The sequence below is a fragment of the Actinacidiphila paucisporea genome, assembly GCF_900142575.1.
Taxonomy (GTDB): Bacteria; Actinomycetota; Actinomycetes; order Streptomycetales; family Streptomycetaceae; genus Actinacidiphila; species Actinacidiphila paucisporea.
Window position 1 is genome coordinate 177,765 of sequence record NZ_FRBI01000005.1, and the last position, 17,413, is coordinate 195,177.

Genomic DNA, 17,413 nt, shown 5'->3' on the forward strand with positions numbered 1-17,413 from the left:
CGACACTACATCGGCCAGCGGGCTCTCGGAAAGCTGCCGCAGGGAGGAATTCCCTACCGCGCTGTAAAGAATCCCGTTCGCGCACCACGCCACCGGGGAGGACGCATATCCCCATGAAGTACCCCAACGAGAACATACGGGCTTATCATGTCCCGCCGTGACCGTGGTATAAATAATCTGGTGGCAGAAGACTCTCAGCTCGACGGCCCTTCCAGCCGCCACCCCTTGAACTACTTCCTAAGATCCGGTGGTGCGAATGTCTGACCTCCCCTCGTGGGAAGACCCTTCCCTGGGAACGATGAAGCGGGCTGCCCTCTGGCTGGTGACCGTTGTCGGTGAAGGCGAGGTCTTCACGAAGGAAGAGCTGCGCCAGGCATTCCCCGGCGTCTCGCAGGTCGACAGGCGCATGCGGGACCTGCGGGATTTCGGGTGGGTGATCAGTACGAACAGAGAGGACAAAAGCCTCGATCCGGTCGAGCAGCGCTTCGTGAAGCCGGGGATTCCCGTCTGGGAGCCCGGGAAGGCGACCCGCCCGCGAGGCACGATCGCCATCGGGGCCGGCAGGCGGCGCGAGGTCATCTCCGGTGACGGCAACATGTGCCGCTCGTGCGGCATCACACCGGGTTCCGTCTACGAGGGGACCTACGAGCAGGCACAGCTCGACATCGCGCGCCGGGACGTGCTCCGTCCGGATGGCACCACAAAGGAAGAGCTGGTCACCGAGTGCCAGCGGTGCCGCCTCGGCGCCCGTGAACTTGTAGTGGATCTGGCGAAGGTGCTGAGCGCCGTCAACGCGCTGCCTGTCGCAGAGCGCCGCGCTCTTGCCGGCTGGGCCGAGGCGGACGAGCGGGTCTTCAGCGCGGCCGAGCGGATCTGGGGCGAGTACCGCTCCCTGCCCGAGGAATCCCGCGCCGCAGTACGCGCGGCGCTCGGACTTTGAGCTGCACGGCGATCAACACATCCAGCAGGGGGAGAGTGCAGTGACGCAAGACTACGGGCGCCCCGCCCGCGCCGAGGAGAACCGCGCGACGGTGGCCCGGCGGCTCAAGGAACTCGCTGATGCCGACGGTGCCCGCGAGACCCTGACGATCGAGTGGCGCGGCAAGCCCGGCCACTTCGACGTCATCGAGATGCAGGTGGGGGACCTCTACTACAACCCGGCCACACACCGCATCCGCGCCCAGCGCAGCCACGACGTGGGCCGGGACAGGCTGCTGGACACCGAGCCGTGGAGCGACGAGAGCCAGGAGTACCTCGACCTCCTGCTCAAGGCCCTGCCTTCTGATCCCTCCCGGCCGGACCCCGAGTTCGTCCATCTGGCGGAGAGTCTCCGTGACTACGGGCAGAACGACCCCGGCCTGATCACCCGCGACGGCATCCTCGTCAACGGCAACACCCGGCGGGCCGCACTGCTGCAGGAGTTCGGGCCCACCCGCGCAATGCGTGTCGCCGTGCTGCCCGAGTCGTGCGACTGGTCCGACATCGCCGCCGTCGAGCTCTCGCTCCAGCTGCGCAAGGACCACCGCAGGGACTACTCGTACATCAACCGGCTGCTCGCCATTGATGAGATGGCGGCGCAGGGGACGTCGCTGCCGACTATTGCGACGGCCTTCCGCAGCACCGTAGAGGCGTGCCGGCGGGACCAATGGGTCCTCAGCATCATCCGGACCATGATCAAGAGGAGCGAGGCCAGCGGGAAAGCGCTCCCACTCATCGCGTTCGAGGACCACACGGAGAAGCTGCGCGAACTCCACCGCAAGTACGCCAAGGAGGCCGCCAGCAACCCGGACAAGGCGGAGCTGATGCTGGAGTCCCGCCTCTCGGCTATCGCGCTGGGGTTCTCCAAGACCGACGTGCGGCTCATCGAGTCCGACTTCCAGGACCGCTACCTGGCAAAGGCACTCCCCGAGGGCCTGCAGCCCGCAGCGCCGACTGCGGGCGAGGTGAAGATCCCCGGACTGGCGCGGTCGGTGAAGGGACCGTCCGACAGGCTGGCCTCGGCCCGTGCGATGACCGATGCGCTCCTCCAGGCCCGTGCACTCAGTTCCGCGGATGTATCGCTCAGCAGCCGCGACGGGGTCCGGGCGCAGAACACCCTCGCAACGTACAAGGACGCCTTCGAGGAGTCCCTCGACTTCGCCGGCAAGGACGCCCGGGTCCGCAAGCGCAAGCAGGCCGCTCCCGCCCGGCTGGCCGACGCGTGCCAGGACATCGACCAGTGCGTCACCGACCTGGTCATGTCCCGCAGTTCGCGCAGCCTCGACGAGGATGCCTTCGACGACGCCGTGGCCAAACTCAGGAAGAGCCTGGGTAAGCTCGCCGTCGAGGTCAAGCGCACCATCCCCGAGCCCGGGGACGAAACCTCCTGGCTGGTCGGACTGCTCAAAGAAGGGCTGTGAGTGCCGGATACCACTGCTCCCAGCCTCGCCCTCGGGTTCGACATCAGTCGGACCCGGGCACTGCTGCGGACGGTTCCGGAATACAAGGGGGACCTCGCTCGGCTGCTGTCCCGGTTCCCCAGCGGCCGGATGACCGAACTGCTCACCGCGGCAATCCCGGTCGATGAGTTCGTCGCGGGCCTCGAAGCACTCGCCGGCTGGCCCGACCCGGAGGGTGTCGTCTTCGACGGCCCCTTCCAGGCTCTGGTCGAGGAGATGCTCGACACCGCCGAGACCGCGGAGCGGTTCCTCAACGGCGGGACCGACGGGGAAGCCGTCGCGCCGGAAGACCTCGACGGCCTGCTGGGCGACGGATGGCGCGGCGGTCTGACCTCCTTCCAGCAGCGGGACGCGGCCCGGCTGCTGTCGCTGCGGCACGGGGCGAACTTCAGCGTGCCGGGGGCCGGCAAGACCCGGGTAGCGCTGGCCGTGTTCGCCGCGCTCCGCGAGCGCGGCGAGGTTGACCGGCTGCTCGTCGTCAGCCCCAAGTCCGCCTATGAGGCGTGGCAGTTCGAGAGCCGTGTCTGCTTCGAGCGGCCGCTGGACGTCCAGGTGGTCGGCAGCCGGATGCCCGAGTCCGCCGACGTCCTCCTGGTGAACTACGAGCGGCTCGGCCGTTCCCAGTTCGGCCTGGCGGACTGGCTCACCTCTGTGCCCACGATGCTGGTCCTGGACGAGGCCCATCGCATGAAGCTCGGTGGCGCCGGCGTGTACGGGGCCGTCTGCCTAGCGCTGGGGCCGCTGAGCACCCGTCGGCTCATCCTCACGGGTACCCCGGCGCCGAACGGGGCGAAGGACCTGGAGAACCTGCTGTCGTTCGTCTGGCCCGGCCATGGCCGCCGGGTGGTGACCCAGGCGGTCGACGGCGGCGACCTCGCCGAGGCCAGCCGCGTCCTGCGTCCGCTCTACACCCGCACCACCAAGCAGGAGCTCGGCCTCCCGCCCGTCGACCTGCGGCTGCGGATGCTGCCCATGCCCCCGCTGCACCGCGAGATCTACGACGCGATGGTCGGCCGCTTCACCGCGCGCGCCGAGTCCAGCCGCTCGGACTTCCAAGCCTTGGGCAAAGCAGTGCTCCGCCTGCTGATGGCCGCAACCAGTCCGGCCCTCCTTGTTGCGGGCGCCACCAAGTACGAGCCCCTCTCGCTCCGGGTACCGCCGCTCACCGTCCCCGATGGCGACCCCCTCATGGCGCTCCTCCGGAAGCTGCCGAGCTACGAGGTGCCGCCCAAGTACCAGGAGGCACTTGCAATCGTTGCGGCCAACGCCGCGGAGGGGCGCAAGACCCTGGTGTGGGCGAGTTTCGTGCGGAGCATCACGACCCTGGAGCGCCTCTTCGCGGACTACCGCCCAGCCGTCGTACACGGGGGGACTCCGGACAGGGACGAGCAGTTGCGCCGTTTCCGTGAGGATGCGGACTGTGCGGTCCTCGTCTCCAACCCGGCCACGCTCGGCGAGGGCATCAGCCTGCACCAGGTCTGCCACGACGCGGTGTTCATCGACCGCGACTTCCAGGCCGGGCGCTTCCTCCAGAGCCTCGACCGCATCCACCGCCTCGGTCTGCCTCCCGACACCGTGACGCGTATCACCGTCCTGGCGTCGGAAGGGACCGCCGATGAGGTGGTCGCCATGCGCCTGGGCGAGAAACTCGACTTCATGGGCCGCATCCTCGACGACCCCTCCGTACAGATGCTCAGCGACCTGGAGGAGGAGCCGGCCTTCGCCGCAGGCATGGACGCGGCGGACCTCCAGGCTCTGCTCCGCCATGCCCGGGGAGCAGAAGCCGAGCACAGCTGATCCCGCCCCGTGGCCCGCGGATCAGAGCGAGCCGTCGTTCAGCAGCCCGGTCCAGTGCGTCCGCCTCGCGCTCGAGAACGATACGGCCGTCGCCGTCACCGAACGCGAGCAGCTTGGAGTCCGGATCGAGGCCCGCTTCGGCCAGCAGGTCCAAGGGCAGTGCGACCCGGCCTTCGGCGTCAACGATTGTTTCGGCGGGCCCGCAGATCATGCCGCCGAGTCCTGCCCGCCGGGATGGGATACTTCCGCGCCCCTCCACAGGGTGGGGACAGATAGGGTCCCGTCCTGTGGACGACGGTACTGAGGCGATACAGGTCCCCCTCTGGGGACAGGAGCCGGTGCAGGACGAGGAGCTGGAGGCCGTAGCGGAAGCGATCCTGCGGCAGGACCTGGACGGGGAGCGCACCGCAGGCGCGATTCGCAGGAGCATTGACATGCTTCTCGACGGGCAGCACACCGGCCGCTTCCGCTGGGAGCAGCTTTACAAGACGGAGAAGGCCCATATGGGGACCCTCGTCGAGATCAACCTCCAGCGCGAGTTCGGCTTCGGCGACGGGGAGGAGATGGACTACCGGATCGTCGGCGTAGACGTGGACTGCAAGTTCTCGCAGACTCCGGGCGGCTGGATGATCCCACCGGAAGCCCTCGGACACGTACTGCTCGTTGTCTGGGCCAGCGACACCAAAGCCCAATGGTCCGCCGGCCTGGTGCGCGCAGTTCCCGGCAGCCTCAACACCGGCGGGAACCGCGATGCCAAGACCACCCTGAACAAGGCGGGCCGGACAGCCATCCGCTGGCTCTTCCATGAGGCGCCGCTCAAGGAGAACATGCTGCTCCGGCTCTCGCCGGACGACGCGGAGGCGGTCTTCGCCCACAAGTCCGGGCAGCGCCGCGTCGATGAGCTCTTCCTGCGTGCCCAGGGAAAGCGCATCAGCCGGACCGTGGTCGCCACCGTCGCCATGCAGGAGGACTACATGAAACGGGTCCGCTATAACGGCGGCTCCCGCTCGCGCCTGCAGCCCAGAGGCATCGTCATCCTCGGCCACTACACGAGCCACGGCGACATCGCGCGCCTGCTGGGTCTGCCCGTCCCGCAGGCAGGAGACTCGGTGAGCGTGCGGCTCGCCCGTCGGCAGGCGCCCCACAGCGACGCGCCCTACATTGAATTGAACGGGGAGCAGTGGGTACGAGCACTGCCGTCGGACCCCGAAGAGACCGTTCCGAAACTGCCCGAGATATGAGCGCGAAAGCACACGACGCCGACGCAGGCGCTGCATGGACAGCGCCGAAGGGCTCGTGGGCCTCTTCAGCCGCTAACCGGCGCAGCATGCTGGGAAACCGCGCTCGCGACACCGCCCCAGAGCTGGCCCTGCGCTCCCTCGTCCACGCGGCCGGGCTGCGTTACCGCGTCGCGGCCAAGCCGCTGCCCGGCATGCGGAGGACCGCCGACATGGTGTTCCGGCCGGTACGGATAGCGGTCTTCGTCGACGGCTGCTTCTGGCACGGGTGTAAGCAGCACTTCGTGCCGCCGAAGACCAACCCCGACTACTGGCGCGAGAAGATCGGCGGCAACATGCGCCGCGATCGCGAGACCGATGCACGATTGGAAGAGGCCGGATGGCTGGTCCTGCGCTTCTGGGAGCACGAGCCTGCCGGTGAGTGCGCGGAGGCCGTGGTCGGAGCGGTGAGAGGGCGGCGGGCAGCGCAGCAGCGCCGGGACGACGCGTAGGCGGTCGCCCGGGCTGCCATACCGCGGGGGCAGTCAGCTGATCCTGGATTTGTTGACCGCGAACCGCTCGTGCCGTTCGTGGCCTTCCTGCCCAACGAAGGCCCTGAATTCGCCGAGGGTGTAGGCGTACGCCCCGCTCGACCGCTTCGCCCGCTCGATCACGAAGTCCCGCTCAAGGTGTGCCAGATGCTGTTCCACCTCGGGTTCGGTCAGCTCCACTCCGGCCTTCTGGAGTTTGGTGATGATCTGGTCCATGCCGACCGGGCGGGGGGCTCCGTGCAGCAGCTTGTAGACCGGGTCGTGGATCACCTCAGTGGTCTCGACCAGATCGACCTTCTCGCCCTCCTTGCTGAGTGCCCGGTGGATGGAGCGGCCGACCGCTTCTGCGACAGGCGGCGGGAAGGCGTTGCCGATCTGGCGGTACTGGGTGGTCTTACCACCGGTGAAGTGCCAGTCGCCCTCGTTCCACCCCTGGATGCGGGCTACCATCTCGCAGGTCAGCTTCGGACCGGGCTTGCCAGGAGGAGGGGTCCATCCTGGCTCGGGTGGTGCGTTCTCCACGCCCCAGCCGTCCACGCCCAGCTTCTCCCAGGCAGCCTTTGCCCTGGAGGGGCCCAGGTCGGCGCCGCCGTGCTTCTTCGAGCCTCCGACAATGGTGGGTGCGATGCTGGCAGCCCCTTCTGCCCACGCGTCGGCACCCTCCCAGCCATTTGAGGCCATGAGGTCCTTGAGGGTCTCCCCTACGGTCGGCGGAGGCCCTTCCAGCGGTTCCGGCCAGGTGAAGTACGGGGCGAATTCACGTTGCAGGGCGACAAGGACAAAACGGGGGCGGAGCTGCGGGACACCAAAGTCGGATGCTTGAAGCAGCCGCCATGAGGCCACGTAGTCGTACCGGCGCAGCTCATCCAGCACGTGTTGGCGGTATGCGGCGAAACGGTTGGCGCTGAGGCCGCGCACGTTCTCCAGCATCAGGGCTTTCGGCTGGATGATCCGGACCTGCCGGACTGCCCAGGCGAAGAGGTCGCGCTCGTCGGTGGCGCCTAGCTGCTTGCCGGCGATCGTGAAGGGCGGGCAGGGGACGCCGCCGGCCAGGAGGTCGGTCTTGCCCCTGTGGTCCTCGGGGCGCCAGACCTTCGGGTCGGCGACGTCGCCTTCCTCGACCTTCCAGTCTTTCCGATTGTGCCTCAGCGTCTTGACAGCGTTGGAGTCCAGCTCCACTGCCAGCTCGTGCTCGAAACCTGCACGCTCTAGGCCTAGGGCCTGCCCTCCTGCCCCAGCACAGATCTCGACTACACGAAGCTCCGCCATTTGCCCTCCATCACGTGCACACCGCTGGGCTGGCGGGCCCAAGACCCGCCGAGCTCCCTCTGCCGCGTCCGAATTGGTTCGAACGTACTAGCGATCCGTTCTCTTCGGACGAACATCCCAGCTTGTCTCCGGCCAAGTCCAGCGGGTCGGCGAAGTACAGCTGACCGCGAACACGAACTCCGGGACGCCAGTGTAATTGCAGGTCGGGCCGTAACCAGGGACGCGGCCTCTTCGGCGGAGCGGCGGGACGGTTCACCAGGGCTCCCACCTGCGATGAAGTCTCCGTGTAGGGGCCTCGGAGCGCATACGGTCCCCGCGCTGCGGCGCCTTTCTTGACGCCAGCTGCCAGGATGCTCCGCAAGGACGTTCCGGGGAGACCACATGGGCCGACAACAGTTCGCGGACGTCCTCGACGCCGAAATGGCAGCCCGTCTGCTGCCAGACTCCGCCGTTGCGGCCCTCGGCCAGTGGCTGAGAGGAGCCGGCGCCCAGTAGGCAAAGGGCCCCGGGAGCCACACGGTCGCCTACGTCCCCTCCCGCTGGGCCGCGGTCGCTCCCTGGCCCGGAAGCCTGGCTGACCGGAGCGGCACAGAAAGGGTCCTGCTGAGCCGAGGCCAGGCAGTATCGGCGGTACATGATGCGCTGGCGCGCGAAGAGTGGGACGAAGCGCTGGTGGCCTCGTATGTCTGGGGCCAGGGTCTGACCGGGTACGGACCTCATCGGTTGGCGGAGATCCTTGCTGAGCCTGGTCTCGCCGACTGCCTGGCCCAAGCGGCCGAAGCTCTCAGAAGCCATGGTGCGGTGGCCTCGTACGGCGTCCTGCGAGGGGCAATAAAGGGCCTCGGCCCGGCGTTCTTCACCAAACTTCTCTACTTCCTCGGCCCGGCGGGCGGAACCGTACCGCCTCCCGCCCCACTGATTCTGGACATGCGGGTGGCGCGGGTGCTTCGCGCCTACGCCGCTGGCATTAGCGAGCAGATGGGCGAGGTCCGCCGCCAAGGTGGCGGCTTGGATCTGGAGCGACGGCGGATGGACCCCGCATCGCTATGGCGTCTACCTGCGATGGATGACTGCCGCGAGTGAGCAACTCGCCTCGGCAGGAATCGGCTGGCCCCCGGCTTGTCCGGATCTCCTCGAACTCGCCTTCTTCGAGGGCCGGTGGAATCCCACCGCGTGAGGGGCAGGCCGGCCCTCACCCGGCGCCACCCCTCGCAACAGCGGCGCGGCTTTCGCAGGTGCGCTCTTGGCGGCATCAATGGCAACTAGAGGCAGATGCTTCAGGGCGTCGCGACGATCGCTTCACCATGGTGACGGGAGTCCTTCACCTGGAAGCGGACGAGGCGGCCAGAGGAGCCGATGGCGGATCTCGGAGGAATCAGGGTGAAGGCCATCACCAGCTCTCTCGGATCGGCCACGCCACCAGTGATCGCGGCGCGCACGTCTGAGCTGTCCTTTCCTTCGACGACCGGATAGATCAGAGCTACACCTGTATGGGAACCCACAGCGGGGCCGGCGACCGATTGGGTGTCAGACCCATCGGCGGTATCGATCAGGCCCTGGGCTACCTCTCGGTGCAGCACACCTGCGATACGCCCGAAGGAGGGCTTCCCCGCCTGTCGGGTCCGTCGGACCAACGACAATGGTACGGAGCCCAGAACCGAGGCTTCGATTCGGTCGGACCCGGACAGCTGCGGAGAGATCAGAAGCCACTCGTCCACGATCGCCAGTCTGCCGTCCAGCTGTTCCAAGTAGCCCAGGTGCGGCCTGAAAATGCCTTCCGCCTCCCACTCCAGCTTGCTGAGGACACCGAGCAGGTCTGCGTGGCTGATCCGGGCGGTGAGCGCAGAGAAGCTTCCAGCGGATGCCCTGCCGTCCTGGACCCGGCGGGTGAACATCACTGGCTGGTGGGAGAGCTTGCCCAGCAGGGGACTCCACCGCTCGGTGTTGCGGCTGAGCGCAGCCGAGTCCTGCGGGTAGGCAGCAGGTTCGATGGCCCTGCCCGGCGAGCGCACTTCCACCAGTTCCGCATTGAACATCTTGTTCCGTGACGTCGGCTTGACCCAGGGCAGATGCTGGTAGACAAGGGGCGGCACCTGGTCGGGGGTGACCTGAGGCTTTCCGTCGACCAGCTCTGCGTACGCGGCGAGTTGCTCGCGGAAAAGCTCCTCGTCCCTGCAGACTGCTTCAAATGCGTCGTACAAGTCGACCGATACGGTCTTCGTCAGCGCTTCAACGCGGCCGATATACAGCCGCACGAGGTCACGGTAGCCCGGTCGGAATCCGAACCAGCGACCCATCTGCATCAGGGTGTCCCCCTGGCGGGTCGTCCTCCGGTAGTAGGTGACGGTCAGGCCCTCGACCGTGAACCCGCGGGACAGCTTCGTTCCGCCCACCAGTATTTTCCATACGTTCGGCGTCCGGTCGAAGTCCAGCCCTAGCTGATCGAAGTACCTGTCGGTGTCGCCGTTGACGACGACGACAGGGTTTCCGCCCTGTCCGATCAGCTGCCGCGCGCGGCTCGTGTAGGGCCGTAGCTCGTCGTAAGAAGCCGGGTTGGGGAGGTCCGCTGCGCGTGCTGCGGAGACCGGCGCGAAATCAGTAGACCACAGAGCGGCAAGGCGGTCGTGGCCTGCGGTGGATGTATAGCCTGCCTGATGCCACATGGAGTTGATGCGGAGCGCGAGTTCTGCGTGGTCGTCCATCTTGACCGACTCGTGGACGAGCATAGTGTGGTGGCGGAAAGGCTTGTCCGGCACCCCGTGGTCGGATCGGTAGAGCTTCAATGCGCCGCTGAGGACGAAGGCGTCCATCGCCTCTTGGAGGCGGTCATAGCTTCCAACACCAACGTCGCGTACGTGTGTTTTCTGCTGCGAGTTGGCGAAGGTCCGCTGTCCGGGCTCCAGTGGACTGTCGAGATCATGAAAGTCCCGCGCTCCCATGTAGCCGTCAGGAGGGGGAAGGGAGATGAGGAAGTCGCTCGGGAAGATGTCCTCGGCGTCACCCGGGTCGACGAAGACGTTCGCGAACGGAGTTGCCGTGTAGCCGACATACTGGGCTCTCGGCAGCAGTGTAAGCAGCTTCGAGATGAGGCCGTTGATCGCACTGCGCTGCGCCCCGTCCTTCTCCCACTTCTTCGGGTCGGAGGTGTTCACAGACGCCTGGTCGGACTCGTCATCGATGACCAGCGCGGGGAGTTCGCCAAGAATGCCATGGATCTGCTTGAGATCCCCGATCAGCCTCTCCAGTACCCGCTTGTTCTTCTTCACCACCATCACGCGGGCTGCGGCCCTGTGCAGGTTTGCCGGGTCATACAGGGGTAGCGTGGGCTCGCGCTTCTCGAACTCCAGGGCACGGATCCCCTGGTCGAGGCTCTTGTAGTCCTTCTCCCGCGTCGTGAGGCGTTCGATGTCGAAAGCCTGCAGAGTGGACGGGCGTACTCCATGGCTGACGAAGTCCGGCCAATCCTCGTCATCGCCCACGTAGTCGATCCCTACCAGCGAGTCCAGGTCGTCAGGGTCCGCGCCGCGCAGGATGTTCTCTTGGCCGATGAGCTCCATATCGAGTCGACGCTGGGTCTGGGCACGCAAAAGGTTGAGAGTGCCGCCAAGGACGATGACGAGGCGGTAGCCGGCATCGAGCGCCTTGGCTGTGACTCCGGTGAAGTTGGCGGTTTTGCCCGACTGCACATAGCCGACAACAAGCCCCTTGGCCTGCCTCCGCGCTGCCTGCTCTGGGTCGGTAAGGCGCTCGACGACGGCGCGGCTGGCCTCGTCCAGTGATGCAATCGCAGTCTCAGACCAACCCTTGCGCCGGAGCGTGCGCTCGTACGCTTGCCAATAGAACGATCGCGCCTTCGCCCGCTCCCGGGTGTACCAAGGAGTGTGTTCGCGGGCGATGACGGTGGCGCCCGGAACCTCAGCGACAGGAACAGCCACGTCAAGCGCCTCGCGCATGGCATCGCCGATACGGAGGCGATGGTAGACCGCGATCCGCCGCTGAGCCGTGCGGGCGGTGGTGTCCGGCGACCAGGGGGGAGACTCCGCGAAGTCCCATGCGGTCAGCACCCGTGCCCAGAGAGCCGTCAGCGCTCCGCCCCGCTCCTTGTCCTCCGCCAATTGCACACAGAACTCGGCCTCACTGAGATCGGCGTCGGGGTAGTCGTCCTCAGCGGCGAGGGCAGCCCACTTTCCGAAGGGCCGGGGGTTGTCTCCTAAGCCGTCCAGGGCGGAAGTGTGGATCTTCAGAAGCATGTCGCTCATGGCGGGTCTCTCTGTCAGGGAAATCCGGGAGCCGCTCTGAGCGCCTTGCCCGGCTGGGGATCGCGCATCAGTCGGCAGCGCGGAGGCGCCGTTCGCGCTGCGCGTCCACCGCCCCGATGAGGATGCTGTTCCAGTAGTCGATGCGATCGGCCCGCTTCCTCTCCCAGCGGCCGAGTCCAAAGCAGTCCTGGACAAGCAGGTAGAGGAGTGCCTTGGTGACGGGCGCATCGTTGGACCCGCCGCGCTTGCCCTCGTTGAAGTCCTCCCGGTAGGCCTTGTTGAGGAGGATGGTGTTGTTCTCCCGGTCCAAGTCGAAGAAGCGGCCCTCCGGAAGCACCGTCCAGTCCACACGGATGGGCTCTTCGCCCATCTTCAGAGGCAGTTCCTCTGTCACCGCCCGCTTGACCTTCGGATCAAAACCTCTGCCCGGCGCGATGACGGACGGGCGCTCCACCACAGAGCGCGACGCGCCGTCTCGGTACGCGGCTTCCGCATCGGCAAGATACGAGCGGAACACCGCGCCCGATCGGTCCACGGCTTGCTCCACTCCGCGAGTAAACGCCGGGGTGACCTGAACCCTTTCCTTCTTCACGTCGAGGCTGAAGACCTGGTTGGCGGCGCTGGGGAGGTCGACAGCGATGCGGGCGAGTGCCAGGTGCCCCTCGGGGCTGCGCAGGTTGTTCCATCCACCTGCCTGCACAAGGCGGTCATTGCGGTAGAAGTAGAACCCCTGGCGCTCGCTCAGAGGGCCGATCTGCCGAAACGACGCCTGCTTGGACTTCGCTGGCCAGATGTGCGCGGCCAGTTCCATATCGCCGACACCCTCGACTTCGGCTGTGAACCGTCTCGGGTACCCGGCCTTCCCAGGCACTTTGTAGGCGAAGGGGTCAAGCGCGTCCACGCTGATGTGGTCCGTCTCATCGCCCGTCTCCACGTCCCACACCGCGATGTCCAACTTGAGCCCACGGCTCAGGAACCGGTGCAGGTAAAGCCCCAGGTGGGTCTCAAGGCGGGAGATGGCCTCAGAGAGGAACTGCTCACTCTGCCCAGTGGAGACTGTGTCGAAGGCCCGTACTTGGTCCCAGCGCACGATGGTGCCGTGCCATTGGATCAGCCCGTCGTACGCGTCGATCTGCTGCTGTGCGAAGCCAAGGTCCACAGTGTCGCAGCGGAACCCGTCCTGGATTCCCTCCGCCGTGAGCTTGCGGCCTTCGGGGCGGCTGCCCTTGGTTCGGCTTATCACCGTGAGGGAGCTGGCGTGCGACAGTGACGCGGCCTTGAGCCCGGTGCCGTACATGCCCAAGGACCGGTCACCGTAGTCCCGACGTCTTCCGACAGTCATGGCGCTGTCCAGGCCGACGGCATCCATGCCCCGCCCGTTGTCCAGTACCAGTAGGGAGACGATGCGTTGCGCATTTCGCAGGAAATGCACGACAACCGCTTCGGCATCGGCGTCCAACGAGTTGTCGACGAGGTCGGCGACCGCTACTTCAAACCCATATCCCTGATTGGTAAGTGCCTTTGCGTAGCCAGCGTCCGGGGGCAGCCGATTACTGCCGGTCGTGGGTACGTCGTAGTACCAGCTGTCAGGAAGGGAAGAGGAGGCTGGCATGCGTTGGCGGATCCTTGGCGCACAGAACGGGGCAGCACGGGGCAGTGACCCGTCGATTCGATACGGACGGCAGTACACGTCTCAGACAACCTGGTTCGGTTGCCCGCTTCGCGACCGGGTATTGCGATCTCGCGCCTCAGCAGACCGACAGGCCAAGCCCGTTCAGCGCCAGCCCCGTTGCCCAAGCAAAGCCATGCTAGGGCGCACATCTGTCACACATCGGCCAATTTTGCCGCTTCGTGACCTTCAGGGCAGGCCGACTGTCCTGAAGGTATGAGCAGACGGAGTCCCGGCACCGGAGAGCCCGCACCGCGCCCGTGGCGCCCTCCTGCCAACGACCGCACCTCCTTACCGCAGGGGCCGGAGTTACCCGCGGCTCAGCACCAGGGCGCGATAGCGGACTGGCACTCCGCCCGCCCCCTGCGGGAGTCAGCACGGCGTCGGCTCCCACATGGGCGCTGACCTACGCGGCTGCGCCTTTGCGGGTCACAACCTCCCGCGCACGCTGCTCAAGGGTGCGGACCGCGGGGGATTTTCGGTGGGTGCGGATGCGGGTGCGCATCGTGTCGAAGTGCTCGTCTCCGCGCGAGGATGAGACTTGCTCGTAGTCGTCCAGGAAGAGCGCCCAGGTGGCGCAGGCGGCGTCGAGGTGGCCGAGTGCGAGTTGGCGTTGGGCCAGGAGGCCGTTGGCGTGGACTCGGCCCTGGCGTTCCTGCGGGGGCTGGGTGCGGAGGCAGTCCTGCATGGCCTTGACGGAGCCGGGGAGGTCGCCGAGGTGGTGGAGGACGGCGCTGGTGTGGAAGAGGAAAGCGGAGGTGTCGTAGCCGCCGACGGCGTCCTTGCGGGAGTCGGCCTTCGACAGCGCGGCTTCGGTCTCTGCCAGCCGGGCGAACGCCTGGGCCCGGTCGCCGGTCTGGGCGGCGGAGGCCGCCTGCTGGCCGGCGAGGAAGGCGTGGAGTCGGGGGCCTGCCCGGGGTGAGGCTCCGGCGGCGGCGAGTTGGAGGGCCTTGGTGCCGTAGCCGAGGTTGCCAGCCTGGAGGCTCATCCCGCGCGCGCAGCGTCCGGCAGTACGTGAGGTGGTCCTCGGCGGCGCCGGCCAGCTTCAGCGCCTTGACGTAGTAGCGCTGTCCCAGGCCGTGCTCGCGCTCGTACATAGCCATCCACCTGGTCAGGGAGACCAAGTCGGAGGCGGCGGAGAGCGTCGCCGAGCGGTGGGCTTCGCTGGCGTCTGCGCGTAAGTACGGGGCGACGGTGTCACCAGGAAGGCGCCGCCATGGGCCGTGCGTGGCCGCCGCCGGACGTGTCCCGTTCGCCGTCGTCGCTGAGTCCTGGTTCGAGAGCCAGCTGCACCTCAAGCGCTCCAGCCGGGCGCGCTACCGGATCGCGCTGGACACGCACTTTATCCCCAGGCGGGGATCCACGCCTGTGGACAGGATCCAGTACGACGACATCGCTGCGTGGCTGACCGAACTGGCCGCAGGCAAAACGACCAACGGACGGCCCCAAGCCGCACGCTCGATCCGCAAGACCTACGTCGTCCTCAGCCGTATCCTCGGCTTCGCCGTCAAGTCCCGCCGCCTCGCCTTCAACCCGGCCGCCGGCGTGCCGCTGCCCGCCATCAATCCCGCCGACCACGTCTACCTGAACGAGGTCCAGGTCGAAGCCCTGGCCGACGCGGCCGCCGATTACCGCGCCTTCATCCTGCTCCTCGCCTACACCGGCCTCCGCTGGGGCGAAGCGTCCGCCCTGAAGGTCGGCCGGATCGACCTCACCGCCCGCCGAGCGCACATCGTGGAGGCCTTCAGCCTCGACCGCGGCAAGCTCTACCTGGACACGCCCAAGAACCACGAGCGCCGGTCCGTACCCCTCAGCGCCTTTCTCGCGGACGAGCTCAGGCCCCACCTCGAAGGCCGCGACCCCGGCGAACTCCTCTTCACCGGCCCCCAGGGCGGCGCCCTGGGGGCCAGCAACTTCGTCCGCCGGGTGTTCGACCCAGCCGTCACGGCAGCCGGACTCGGCGATCTGGGCGTCACGCCCCACAAGCTCCGCCACACCGCCGCCTCACTCGCCATCGCCAGCGGCGCCGACGTCAACGTCGTCCAGACCATGCTCGGCCACAAGTCCGCCACCATGACCCTCGACGTCTACGGCCACCTCTTCCCCGACCGCCTCGACGAGGTCTCCAAGAAGATGCACAAGCGCCGCGCCCGCGTCCTCACCAAGGCCAGGGCCAAAGCCGAGAAGGCTGCGCGGAAGGCCGAGCAGGCTGCAGCCGACCTGGCCGCGCTGGAGCAGCAAACCGCCGCCTGACGTCTGCGGTGTAGCTGCCGGCTCAGCGGCCTTCCCGCCTCTCAGCCGGGTGGGAGGGCCGCTCCGCGGCTCGGCGAGCCAGGCTCACACCTGCTTGCCGCGAGCGAACAAGGCCGCCTCTACCTGGTCCGGGAGAACGGCACGGTGGTCGGCATACGCGCGCACTGCCGCCAGGTACTGCTCGTACTGGGGCGTGGTCCATCCGTTCTTCCGCCATGAGGCATCCACACCGTCGCCCGCCCGCAGAGCGCGGGTCACCACGCTGTCCAGGATGACCGGTCGCGGGTCGGCCGCCGCCTCGTGGCCGGCGAAGTAGAGCACCTTGGTGAAGAAGGCCGGTCCCAGGTAGCGGATCCGCTGGTCGTTGTTCAAGGCCCGGTAGGCCTCACCAGCGCCGCGCGTAAGCAGTACGGCAAGCGCAGCGGTCAGACGGGCGTCGATGTCCTCCGGTGGAGAACCCCGGAATATGAGTGCTCTGCGGCTCACCGTCCGCGCCCTGGTGCCGGATCCCCACACAAGCGAGGCCACAAGCAGGTGCCGACGACCCACGACGCTGTCGGCCTTCTCAGCGATGCGGAAAACGGTCTCCCGATCGACCTTCGGCCAGCGACCCTCCACTGGGCACTCGTCGAGGGCGGCCGGCCACCACGTCGGATCCGGCAGGCGAGGTATCCACCGGTCGCGGTCGAAAGGAATCGCCTGGGCGAGGACCGTGGCCCGGTCGGGCAGGTCGAGATCGTCAGGTAAAACGATCACGTCAGACTCCTTCCTGGGCGCAACATGACCAGGGTGCCCGGCTGCCAGCGCTCTGTCGGCTTCAGAGCCGCTCAGACCTCGTGGTCGGCAGCCGCGGCGAGCACATCCATGGCCTGGTTGTGGAATCTGCGCTCGGCATCGCGGCACGGGGCGTTGAAGAAGGCCCGCTGGGCCTCGCCGAGATCACAGCCGAGCAAGCCCATGGTGACGAAGACGGCCTCCACCCCGTGGCAACCGTTGTCGTAGAGGAACTGCTGAAGCAGTTCAGTGTCCCCGGCTTGTTCCCAGACCGGACGGGCCACTTCCTCCATGGCCGCGATGCGCGCCAGGCGTGCTGCGTCGAATGGCATGAGACCGCCTCCTCCCCGTCGGCTCGAGGGCTACGGCCGCTCCTGCGAAGCCGCGACGGCTTTGTCTGCCTGAGATTCCGGGCGATCACGCTCGGAGGACCCCCTGCATCCGTGGGTCGGATCCCTCTACGAGGTCGGCCAGGCTTGCCAGAGGTGTAGTCACGGGCCAGGGCACGCGCTCGTCGTGCCCGCTCCAGGTCAGGTGGACGACGGCCCAGGGGAAGGGGCGGTCGTCCACACGGAACAGGACGTCGTCACACCCCTCGCACCGTGCCGTCGCTGAAAACGTCGCGCCGCGCAACTGATGCGACGGAGACAGCTCGCGCGTCAACTCGGCGTCCAGGCCCTGCATGCCGTTGTCCGGCACCCACCATGGAGCCGGGAGCTGTGAAGGGTCACTCGGTGTCCAGGGCATGGCCGCATCCTGCCAGAGTGATCCGGGTACGACGACGGGTCACGAAACTGATCCCGTTCGGCGTCTTCGTTGCGGTGGCCGACGGGGTCGAAGGGCTGATCCACCTCCGAGAGCTCGACCTGGAGCCACTGGACGCCCCGGAGGACGCGTTCCACGTCGGTGACGAGGTCACCGTCCTCGTCGCCGAGATCGACCGCGAGCGCCGCAGGCTGGCCCTCTCCCGCCGCCGGATACCGCCCCCTCGGCAGTGATCCGAGCACGTGGGCCGCGGCCAGATGTGTACAGAATGTGTACCGGACGCCTGCGGCCCCCTCACCCGAGCTGGGCGAGAGGGCCGCTGACCTGCGTAGATCCTTGTGGAGCCTAGGAGATTCGAACTCCTGACATCTGCCTTGCAAAGGCAGCGCTCTACCAACTGAGCTAAGGCCCCGCGTCGGAA

The 17,413-nt window shown here is 67.3% G+C and carries 13 protein-coding genes, 1 tRNA gene and 2 pseudogenes; 9 read left to right on the top strand and 7 right to left on the bottom strand.

All coding sequences use genetic code 11. The features are described from left to right. Positions 1-256 precede the first annotated feature (256 nt). The 5 genes from BUE44_RS10530 to BUE44_RS10550 all read left to right on the top strand — a co-directional run bounded on the left by BUE44_RS10530 (position 257) and on the right by BUE44_RS10550 (position 5,964). The gene (locus BUE44_RS10530) at positions 257-940 is read left to right on the top strand and encodes a hypothetical protein (protein ID WP_200804388.1); all 684 of its coding nucleotides are present in this window, start codon (positions 257-259) and stop codon (positions 938-940) included. 40 nt (positions 941-980) lie between these two features. After that, entirely contained in the window at positions 981-2,399 is a 1,419-nt protein-coding gene (locus BUE44_RS10535) for a ParB N-terminal domain-containing protein (RefSeq protein WP_073496498.1), read from the top strand. After that, positions 2,400-4,235, top strand: coding sequence for a DEAD/DEAH box helicase (locus tag BUE44_RS10540; RefSeq protein WP_073496500.1), 1,836 nt, complete (start codon positions 2,400-2,402; stop codon positions 4,233-4,235). Between the two features lie 287 nt (positions 4,236-4,522). Further along, positions 4,523-5,476, top strand: a complete 954-nt coding sequence (locus tag BUE44_RS10545; RefSeq protein ID WP_073496502.1) for a NaeI family type II restriction endonuclease — start codon at positions 4,523-4,525, stop codon at positions 5,474-5,476. Next, entirely contained in the window at positions 5,473-5,964 is a 492-nt protein-coding gene (locus BUE44_RS10550; protein ID WP_073496504.1) for a very short patch repair endonuclease, read from the top strand. Before BUE44_RS10545 ends, BUE44_RS10550 begins: the two co-directional genes overlap by 4 nt. 33 nt (positions 5,965-5,997) lie before the next feature. Here BUE44_RS10550 and BUE44_RS10555 read toward each other — a convergent pair whose 3' ends face one another. Then, the gene (locus tag BUE44_RS10555; protein ID WP_073496506.1) at positions 5,998-7,272 is read right to left on the bottom strand and encodes a DNA cytosine methyltransferase; all 1,275 of its coding nucleotides are present in this window, start codon (positions 7,270-7,272) and stop codon (positions 5,998-6,000) included. Between the two features lie 516 nt (positions 7,273-7,788). Here BUE44_RS10555 and BUE44_RS39750 point away from each other — a divergent pair. Both BUE44_RS39750 and BUE44_RS39510 read left to right on the top strand, forming a co-directional pair. Further along, positions 7,789-8,166 (top strand): annotated as a pseudogene (locus BUE44_RS39750) (8-oxoguanine DNA glycosylase OGG fold protein); the annotation flags it as partial. A 67-nt stretch (positions 8,167-8,233) separates the two neighbouring features. After that, positions 8,234-8,449: an 8-oxoguanine DNA glycosylase OGG fold protein gene (locus BUE44_RS39510; RefSeq protein ID WP_322939925.1), complete on the top strand. Its 216-nt coding sequence runs from the start codon at positions 8,234-8,236 to the stop codon at positions 8,447-8,449. A 100-nt stretch (positions 8,450-8,549) separates the two neighbouring features. On the opposite strand, the gene BUE44_RS10565 is transcribed toward BUE44_RS39510, so the two are convergent. From BUE44_RS10565 to BUE44_RS10575, 3 genes and pseudogenes are all read right to left on the bottom strand, one after another. Next, complete coding sequence (locus tag BUE44_RS10565) at positions 8,550-11,531, bottom strand: Z1 domain-containing protein (RefSeq protein WP_073496510.1); 2,982 nt, start codon at positions 11,529-11,531, stop codon at positions 8,550-8,552. A 67-nt stretch (positions 11,532-11,598) separates the two neighbouring features. Next, complete coding sequence (locus tag BUE44_RS10570) at positions 11,599-13,143, bottom strand: ATP-binding protein (RefSeq protein ID WP_073496512.1); 1,545 nt, start codon at positions 13,141-13,143, stop codon at positions 11,599-11,601. Between the two features lie 463 nt (positions 13,144-13,606). Then, positions 13,607-14,448, bottom strand: a pseudogene (locus BUE44_RS10575) (hypothetical protein); the annotation flags it as partial. On the opposite strand from BUE44_RS10575, the gene BUE44_RS10580 reads away from it, so the two are divergent. Beyond that, positions 14,428-15,453: a tyrosine-type recombinase/integrase gene (locus tag BUE44_RS10580; protein WP_407640015.1), complete on the top strand. Its 1,026-nt coding sequence runs from the start codon at positions 14,428-14,430 to the stop codon at positions 15,451-15,453. The pseudogene BUE44_RS10575 and the gene BUE44_RS10580 overlap by 21 nt on opposite strands. Before the next feature lie 84 nt (positions 15,454-15,537). Here BUE44_RS10580 and BUE44_RS10585 read toward each other — a convergent pair whose 3' ends face one another. Then, a complete protein-coding gene (locus BUE44_RS10585; RefSeq protein ID WP_073496518.1) occupies positions 15,538-16,209 on the bottom strand; it encodes an 8-oxoguanine DNA glycosylase OGG fold protein in 672 nt (223 codons plus the stop codon). A gap of 71 nt (positions 16,210-16,280) precedes the next feature. Beyond that, positions 16,281-16,559, bottom strand: coding sequence for a hypothetical protein (locus BUE44_RS10590; RefSeq protein WP_073496520.1), 279 nt, complete (start codon positions 16,557-16,559; stop codon positions 16,281-16,283). Positions 16,560-16,991: 432 nt separating this feature from the next. Here BUE44_RS10590 and BUE44_RS10600 point away from each other — a divergent pair, with 432 nt between their 5' ends. After that, positions 16,992-17,225 (top strand): S1 RNA-binding domain-containing protein, encoded by a 234-nt coding sequence (locus BUE44_RS10600; RefSeq protein WP_073496524.1) that lies wholly within the window; start codon positions 16,992-16,994, stop codon positions 17,223-17,225. 106 nt (positions 17,226-17,331) lie between these two features. Here the strand turns inward: BUE44_RS10600 and BUE44_RS10605 are convergent. Next, positions 17,332-17,404 (bottom strand) — tRNA-Ala (locus BUE44_RS10605). Between the last annotated feature and the right edge of the window lie 9 nt (positions 17,405-17,413).